Consider the following 8,339-nt stretch of genomic DNA (forward strand, 5'->3'; position numbering starts at 1 on the left):
TGCCGCTCACCTGAGCGCGTTGCAGGCCAGCGGTCTGGTAGGGCTGCGGTTTGTCGATAACCGCGGCAGCGTGACCGAGCAGTATCCGGCCAACCCGAACGGCTCACCGAACGGTATCACCGCGGTGACCACGCAAGATGGCCGCGCCACCATCATGATGCCGCACCCGGAGCGGGTGTTCCGCACCGTGGCCAACTCCTGGCACCCGGACAACTGGGGCGAGGATGGTGCCTGGATGCGGATGTTCCGCAACGCCCGGGTGCAACTGGGTTAATCTTGCAGCGCAATCTGCAGTAATCAAAAACCGGCCAGCTGGCCGGTTTTTGTCTCTCTGTTTACTGCTAGGCTGCGTTCCTAACGTGGTTGAAAAACGGTCTCCTCATGCTATGGGGGCCCATCCTTCCTGAAACACCGCATCTATTCACGTCACAACCACCTTGATAGGCCTCTTTAGAGGCCCTTTTTATGGCTTACCATTGCCGCGTCTGAAGTTTGAACACCTTGAGCACAACCTAGCTGTTGCCCAGCTCGTGGGGGGTGAAATCGCCCCGATCCAGAATGCGCAGGCAGGCATCCACCACCGCCTCGTCCAGTTGGGCTCCCCGCATCTGTATGATGTGAGCCCTGGCCTGGGGAATGCCGAGGGCGGCACGGTAGGGACGATCCGAAGACATGGACTCGACAATGTCGGCCACGGTGAGAATGCGCGCCTCCAGCAAGATCTGATCCCCCTCGAGACCCTCGGGATAGCCGGAGCCGTCGAGATACTCATGATGCTGGTGGATCATCTGGGCGATGGGCCAGGGGAAGGCGATGTCCTTGAGGACCTGGTAACCGGCAGTCGGGTGCTCCTTGACCAGATTGAACTCCTGGGGTGTCAGCTTGCCCGGTTTGGTGAGGATGTCGACCGGTACCTGGATCTTGCCGATGTCGTGCACCATGGCCCCCAGATAGAGGCCGCGCAGCTGCTTGTCGCCCAGTACCAGCTCGCGGCCTATGGCCATGGCCAGCGTGGCGACGTGTTTCTGGTGACCTGCGGTGTAGGGATCGCGCTGCTCCAGTACGGCGGCGATGGCACCCAGGGCATCCTCCAGCGCGAGCTCCAGTTGACGGGCATACAGCACCTTGTCCCGCTGCGCGGCAAGATAGGCCTGTTGAGTGCCACGGGCTTGCAGGCCATAGGCCAGGTAATCGGCCAGTTGGCTGAAGAGTCGCACCTCTTCCCCGGTGAAGACCCTGGCGTGCGGGCTGTGGATGAGCAGAGCGCCCCGCACGGTGGAATGCCATTGTAGCGGGAGCAGCAGGCGGGCCCGCAAGGTGGCCGAATGATGGACAACCTCGCTCGCCAATGCTTCGTTGCGTGGCTCGCCATCGCAGATGGTCTGACGCAAGGCCGGATCCCGGGTGAGCCAGTGGTCGTTGGTAAACCAGGTGGCGTTGCCCGCCTGCGCCAGTATCTGCAGCGCATCCTGATCCACGGCCTCCTGCAGCACAGTCACGAGGGGAAAACGGCCATCAAAGGTGATGGCGTCACAGATCTCCTGCAGCAGCACCTGCTCATCCCCCTGCCTGAGCATGGCATGGTGGGCGCGGCCAATGGCCTCCAGCGTCCAGGTATATTGCAGCAACTGCTCCTGCTGCTGTTTCTGCTCCGTGATGTCATCGAAAAAGACCCCGACGCCGACCACCTCGCCCAGCTCATCGCGCAGGGGGAACTTGGTGGTGCTGAGCCAGCGAGCCTCGCCGTCCTTGAGGTAGGGCTCTTCGTGCTGGTGCGTGGTGCCGTTGGTCATGACCCTGAGATCGTCATCCCGATAGCGTTGGGCCAGCTCGGCCGGGAAAAAGTCGGCATCACACTTACCGATGATCTGGGCTGGCTCCAGGGCGAGATCATCGGCCAGCAGTCGGTTGCAGGCAGTGAAGACGGAGCGGGTATCCTTGAGCAGGACACGGTAGGGCAGCTGATCCATCACCTGAGCGCAGAGGGGGCCAGCGGGCAACGGGAGCTGGGCGCCGAGCTGACGGCGGGACGAGGTATCCGGTCTTGAAGTCATTTGTGCTCCTGCGGCAGATCAGGGGGTAGTGAAACGATAGCCTGCTTGCCACACGCAGAGGCAGGCATTCACCACCTGCTCGTCATAGTGGATGCCGGCATAGCGCGTCAGCTGGGCGAAGGCATCGGTCAGCGACATGGCGCGGCGGAAGGGGCGGTGGGCCGTCATGGCGGCCAGCGAGTCGGCCACCCGGATGATGCGCGCCTCCAGGCAGATGGCATCACTCTGCAGGCCTTGCGGGTAGCCGCTGCCATCCATGTTTTCGTGATGCTGCTGCACTATGGTGGCGATGGGCCAGGGGAAGTCTATCTGTTGGAGGATGTCACAGCCGGCCTGAGGGTGTAGCTTGATCAGTTCAAACTCCACCGGCCTGAGCTCACGGGGGCGGGTGAGGATGTCGGCCGGGATCTGCAGCAGGCCTATGTTGTGGACCATGGCCGTGAGACCGAGTCCATCCAGCCGATCCTGTGGCAGCTGCAGGTGCTGACCGATGGCCAGTGCGAGATCGTGTACGCGCTTTTCATGGCCAGCCGTACCGGGATCCTTGTGGGCAATGGCGGAGGAGAGCGCCGCTATGGTTTGAAACAGCAAGGTGCGCTGATGCTGCTCGCTCTCCCTGATATGGGTGATATTGACCAGTGCCCCTATGATGCCGGCCACCTTGCCCTGATGGTCGTAGAAGAGATCCTTGAAGTTGAGCACCTGATAACGATGGCCGCTGCGATCGATCAGGCTGTGTTCGAAAGATTGCGGCTGCTTGCTGCGAAGCACCTCCAGGTCCCGCTGGGTGTACTCGTCCGCCATCTCGGGCGGCAGAATATCATCCACACGCTTCCCCAGCAGCTCTGCCCTGCGGATACCGGTTATCTGGGTAAAAGTCGGGTTGCAGCCGATGAAGCGTCCCTCGACGTCCTGGTAGCACACGGGAATGGGGATCGCCTTGAGCAGGGATTCGTTGACGTGCTGCATATCCACCCGCTCTGCTTGTTGACGCAGGGCCAGTTGCTCGCTGTCCCGGCACAGCTGGATTGCGCGTGCCAGGTTGCCGAGGATGGGGCTGAACAGATGGCACAGCTGTTCATCCCCATCCTCAGTTCTCGGGGAGAGCAGCAGCATGAGATAGCCCCCCTCTATCCGCAAGCGGTAGGCAAAGGGATAGGGACGGGAGCCGGGCAGGGGAATGGCGCCGTGCAGGGAGAACTGCTCGCCGTCACTGACCCAGGCGGGCAGCGCCAGTGGTTGCCCGTGCTGCTGGATCAGCTGCTCGTCCCCGATGGCCTTGACGATCATGTACTCCCCCTGTGGCAGCTGCTGCAGCACCAGCCCAACCGGGCAGGCACAATGAAACAGAAAGCGTTGCAGCACCTGGGTCAGCAGGGCATCCAGGGTCACCTCGCGGCCGATGCAGAGGGCAAGATCGCAGACGATGGCCATGTCATGGTCGTTGTTCATGACGGCCTTGCTCCGTTGCAGAGAATGGCGCCATTGTGGAAGAGAGGATAATCCCCTGCCCGCAAGCTACCCATCTCGCTGAGTGAGAGTGCGCCAGCCAGTTCGTGGGCGTCGCCCTGGGTAAACAGCGCGTTCAGCTCCCGCTGCTGGCCAAAGTGCTGCTGATGGCCGGTGCAGTCATCGCGCTCCAGTGTGTTGACCGGGCCGTGCTGGCTCTCTTGCTGCCGCCCGGTGACACGGCCGATATCCTGTTCGGCCAGCAGCCAATCAAGTCGACCTCCTCGAGAGGGGAGCGGCGCATCAGCCAGCGGGCGGGCATAAAAGAGGCAAAAGGAGGGCAGCGTCATAACACCAAGTTCCATTCCTGTATCTCATGAATATATCAGTAAGGGGCGGGGTGATGATACTCAGCTGTGACCTGTGATGTGACATAAGCGGTTAGAAAGACGCATAAAAAGTGAGCTTGCTCAACCAGCAATAAAAAACCGGCCACCCGGGCCGGTTGTGTGTTGCTGGCAGCGGCGCGACTTTTAGCGCAGTACCACGTTTTGAAAGCCCTGTACCAGGCTGATGACCGGCTGGGGGTAGATGCCCAGTGCCACCACTATGATGGCGGAGAGCAGCACCACCATGCCGCCCGAGGAGACGGCCCAGTCGGCCTTGGCATCGCGCAGCTGCATGCCGGGTTCCAGCAGATAGAGGGTGACCATGACGCGCAGGTAGTAATAGAGACCCATGGCGCTGCCCAGCACGATGGCACCACAGAGCCACCACAGCTTGGCATCGACCGTTACCCCGATCAGATAGAACTTGCCGATGAAGCCCAGCGTCATGGGGATACCCGCGAGCGACAACATCATCACCGTCATGACGGCGGTCAGGTAGGGGCGGTGCCAGAACAGACCACGGTAGCTGTGCAGGGAGTCCGCATCCTTGCCGCGATAGGGGCTGGACATCATGCTGATGACGCCAAAGGCCCCCAGGTTGGTGAACAGGTACATCAGCAGGTAGACGCCGGCCGCTTCCACTGGCATCTGGCCGAGGCGGCTGGCGACGATCACCGCCAGCAGATAACCGAAGTGGGAGATGGAGGAGTAACCCATCATCCGCTTGATGTTGGTCTGCAGCAGGGCTAACAGGTTGCCGATGACGATGGAGATGACCGCCATGGCGGCCAGCAGCCAGTGGATCATGGGATCCGCCGCGGCAGGCACCGCCAGATAGAAACGTAGCAGCACGCAGAACACGGCTATCTTGCTGACGGTGGCCAGAAAGGTGGCCACCGGTGCCGGGGCGCCTTCGTATACGTCAGGTGTCCAGAGGTGGAAGGGGGCCAGGGAGAGCTTGAAGGCAAATCCCACCAGCATCAGCCCCAGACCGCCCATCAGCAGCGGGTGGTGAGCCGGGGTGGTCGCCAGGGTCAGGCCGAGATCGCTGAAGCTCAGGCTGCCCGCCTGGGCGTAGAGCAGCGCCATGCCAAACAGCAGGAAGGCGGTGGCGGTGGCGGAGAGCACCATGTACTTGATGCTGGCCTCCAGCGAATGGCGCTCGCGGTAGGCGTAGCCCACCAGACCGAACATGGGCAGGGTCAGCATCTCGATCCCGATGAACAGGGAGGCGAGATGGCGGGAGCCGGCCAGCACCAGGCCGCCGGCGGTGGCGATCAGCAGCAGCAGATAGAACTCTTCCCGGTTGTCCGGATAGCCCTTGAGCCAGGAGCGACCGAAGGTGCAGGTGGCCAGGGCGCCGATGAGCACCAGCCCCATGTAGAAGACGGCGTAGCCGTCAATCTGCAGCAGAGGGGTGACCCCCTGATCACCCTGCGCCATCACGATGGGCAGGGAGAAGAGCGCCAGGTTGAGGCCCGTGATGGTGACGACGAAGGCGGTGTCGTCACAGCGTCGCCAGGCGATGGCCAGCATCAGGGCCAGCATGGCCCCCGTTGTCAGCAACAGGGGCAACAGGGCCAGCAGTTGAGAAGCGGTGAATGTCATTGCAGTGCTCCTGTAAGGGACAAGTAAGGCAACAGGGCCAGCGGTCGGGAAACAGTCAGGTTCATTGCAATGCTCCTGCAGACGGCAGTGCGTACCAGTGCAGCACGCTCATCAGGCTGCTGCCTGCGGTATCGAGTACCGGCTGGGGATAGACACCGAGCAGCACCAGCAGGCCAGCTATGGTCATCATCATCACCAGCTCGCGGCGATCCAGACCCTTGAGCACCTTCTCGTCCTTGGGCGCACCGAAGCAGACCCGCTGCAGCATGATGAGGGAGTAAACGGATGCCAGTACCAGACCGAAGGTGGCGATGACGGTGATGATGGGGGCAACCTGGAAGCTGCCGATGAGGATCAGGAACTCGCCGACAAAGTTACCTGTGCCCGGCATGCCAAGGGAGGCCACCGAGAAGAACAGCATGACGCCGGGCAGGTAGCGCAACCGGCCCCACAGGCCGCCCATCAGGCGCAGATCACGGGTGTGCAGCCGCTCGTAGAGCTGACCGCACAGGATGAACAGACCGGCGGCGGAGAGGCCGTGAGCAATCATCTGCACCACGGCGCCCTGCAGCGCCAGCTCGCTGCCCGAGTAGATGGCGATCATCACGAAGCCCATGTGGGAGATGCTGGTGTAGGCCACCAGGCGTTTGATGTCGGTCTGGGCGAACGCCACTATGGCGCCGTAAACGATGCCGACCAGACCCAGCAGCATGGCGTAGGGGGCAAACTCGGCGGAGGCCTCCGGGAACAGTGGCAGCGCGAAACGCAGCAGACCGTAGGCGGCGGTTTTCAGCAAGATCCCGGCGAGATCCACCGAGCCTGCGGTCGGCGCCTGACTGTGGGCATCCGGCAGCCAGCCGTGTAGCGGCACCAGCGGCATCTTGACCGCGAAGGCGATGAAGAAGCCCAGCATCAGCAACCACTGGACGCCCTTGCTCATCGGGGTGTTGAGCAAGTCCTGATAGTTAAAGGTGAAGACGCCGGTGGCGGCATGATGGGTCAGCACCAGACCCAGAATGGCGACCAGCATGATGAGGCCGCTGACCTGGGTGTAGATGAAGAACTTGGTGGCTGCGTTGATCCTGGACTTGCCGTCGGTGACCGAGTGGCCCCACAGCGCGATCAGGAAGTACATGGGGACCAGCATCATCTCCCAGAAGAAGAAGAACAGGAACAGGTCCAGCGCCATGAAGACGCCGAGCACCCCCCCCAGGATCCACAGCAGGTTCAGGTGGAAGAAGCCGATGCGCTGTACGATTTCCTTCCAGGAGCAGAGGATGGCCAGCACGCCGATGAAGCAGGTGAGCATTACCATCAGCAGGGAGAGGCCATCCACCGCCAGGTGCAGGGAGATGCCGAAGCGGGGGATCCAGGGCAACTGCAGTTCGGCAGCCCAGGCGGACACGCCCGTCTGGGTTGCAAGGGAAAAGTCACCGCTCCACCAGATGGCGCCGGAGAGCAGCAGGCAGGCGCTCATGGACAGCAGTGCGACCCAGCGCACGAAGTATTCACCGAAGCGCTCCGTCTGCCAGCAGAGCAGACCGCCGATGAAGGGTATTAACAAGATCCAGAGTAAGGTCACGATATCAGCTCTCGTCTATGTTCTAGTCACTGTGCAGGCCCGTGGGCTTGCTGCGAGTTCAGGGGCTGCATCACGGGATCAGCCGAGCAGCAGCAGGGCCAGGATCAGGACGGTGCCCATCCCCATGGAGGCTGCATACCAGCGCAACTTGCCGGAAACGGTCCAGGCCAACAGCTGGTGGCCACGCAGGGCCAGCCAGGCCGGCAGATTCATCATCCAGTCCAGCGGATCCTTGCCAAGCAGGCGAGTGCTGAGCAGGTAGGGCTTGACCCACAGCTGATGGTACAACCAGTCAAAGCCCCAGGCATTGAACCAGAGGGTGCTGAGCAGCCGGCCAGGCGCGCTGTTCGCCACGCGGGTGGCCAGTCGACGTTCACCCAGGAACAGGAAGGCGGCCAGGGCGATACCCGCGATGGCGACGATGCCGGAGGCGATCTCCAGCGTGTGACGACCCGCCTCTATGTGATCTCCCGGCCCAGCCGGCAGCACCCCCGCCAGCGGCGGTACTATCAGGGCCCCGATCCCGGTGGAGAGCACCAGCAGCACCAGCAGTGGCAGCTGGTGGGCCAGACCGTGGCCGGCGTGGGCCTGCGTCTGCACCTTGCCGTGGAAGGCGATGAAGATGAGGCGGAAGGTGTAGAGGGAGGTCAGGAAGGCCCCCACCAAGCCGGCCCACAACAGTGTGGTCTGGCCGGATGCCTGCACCTGCCACAGGATGGCGTCTTTACTGTAGAAACCGGCCGTGACCAGTGGCAGCGCGGCCAGCGCCGAGCCCCCTACCAGGAAGCAGGCATAGACCAGCGGCAAACTCTTGCGCAGGCCCCCCATCTTGAAGATGTTCTGCTCGTGGTGGCAGGCAACGATGACGGCACCGGCGGAGAGGAACAAGAGCGCTTTGAAGAAGGCGTGGGTCATCAGGTGGAAGATGGCCCCTTCCCAGGCGCCGACCCCGAGTGCCAGGAACATGTAGCCTATCTGGCTCATGGTGGAGTAGGCCAGGATCCGCTTGATATCGGTCTGTACCAGGGCCGCAAAACCTGCCAGGAGCAAGGTGATGGCACCGACCAGCGCCACCAGATGCAGGATCTCGGGGGCCAGCAGGAAGAGGCCGTGGGTACGGGCGATGAGATAAACACCGGCAGTCACCATGGTCGCGGCGTGGATCAGGGCAGAGACCGGCGTCGGGCCAGCCATGGCATCCGCCAGCCAGGTTTGCAGCGGCAACTGGGCCGATTTGCCGACCGCGCCGCCCAAGAG

6 protein-coding genes and 1 pseudogene are annotated in these 8,339 nt (G+C 62.5%); 1 reads left to right on the forward strand and 6 read right to left on the reverse strand.

Translation table 11 applies throughout. The features are described 5' to 3' along the window. Positions 1-274, forward strand: a 274-nt coding sequence (locus AAC083_RS23320; protein WP_258224764.1) for a phosphoribosylformylglycinamidine synthase subunit PurQ, incomplete at its 5' end; no start/stop codon positions are given. A 238-nt stretch (positions 275-512) separates the two neighbouring features. On the opposite strand, the gene AAC083_RS18430 is transcribed toward AAC083_RS23320, so the two are convergent. The 6 genes and pseudogenes from AAC083_RS18430 to AAC083_RS18455 all read right to left on the reverse strand — a co-directional run. Beyond that, positions 513-2,054, reverse strand: a complete 1,542-nt coding sequence (locus AAC083_RS18430; RefSeq protein ID WP_108537371.1) for an HD domain-containing phosphohydrolase — start codon at positions 2,052-2,054, stop codon at positions 513-515. Positions 2,055-2,072: 18 nt separating this feature from the next. After that, entirely contained in the window at positions 2,073-3,506 is a 1,434-nt protein-coding gene (locus tag AAC083_RS18435; protein WP_108537372.1) for an HD domain-containing phosphohydrolase, read from the reverse strand. After that, positions 3,503-3,721 (reverse strand): annotated as a pseudogene (locus AAC083_RS18440) (hypothetical protein); the annotation flags it as partial. The gene AAC083_RS18435 and the pseudogene AAC083_RS18440, both read right to left, overlap by 4 nt. Before the next feature lie 315 nt (positions 3,722-4,036). After that, positions 4,037-5,500, reverse strand: a complete 1,464-nt coding sequence (gene nuoN / locus AAC083_RS18445) for an NADH-quinone oxidoreductase subunit NuoN (protein ID WP_108537374.1) — start codon at positions 5,498-5,500, stop codon at positions 4,037-4,039. 61 nt (positions 5,501-5,561) lie between these two features. Beyond that, entirely contained in the window at positions 5,562-7,082 is a 1,521-nt protein-coding gene (nuoM, locus tag AAC083_RS18450) for an NADH-quinone oxidoreductase subunit M (protein ID WP_042034383.1), read from the reverse strand. A gap of 78 nt (positions 7,083-7,160) precedes the next feature. Beyond that, positions 7,161-8,339, reverse strand: a 1,179-nt coding sequence (locus tag AAC083_RS18455; protein ID WP_146181731.1) for an NADH-quinone oxidoreductase subunit L, incomplete at its 5' end; no start/stop codon positions are given.

Origin of the sequence: Aeromonas sp. HMWF014, assembly GCF_963878295.1 — a bacterium.
Lineage (GTDB): Bacteria > Pseudomonadota > Gammaproteobacteria > Enterobacterales > Aeromonadaceae > Aeromonas > Aeromonas popoffii.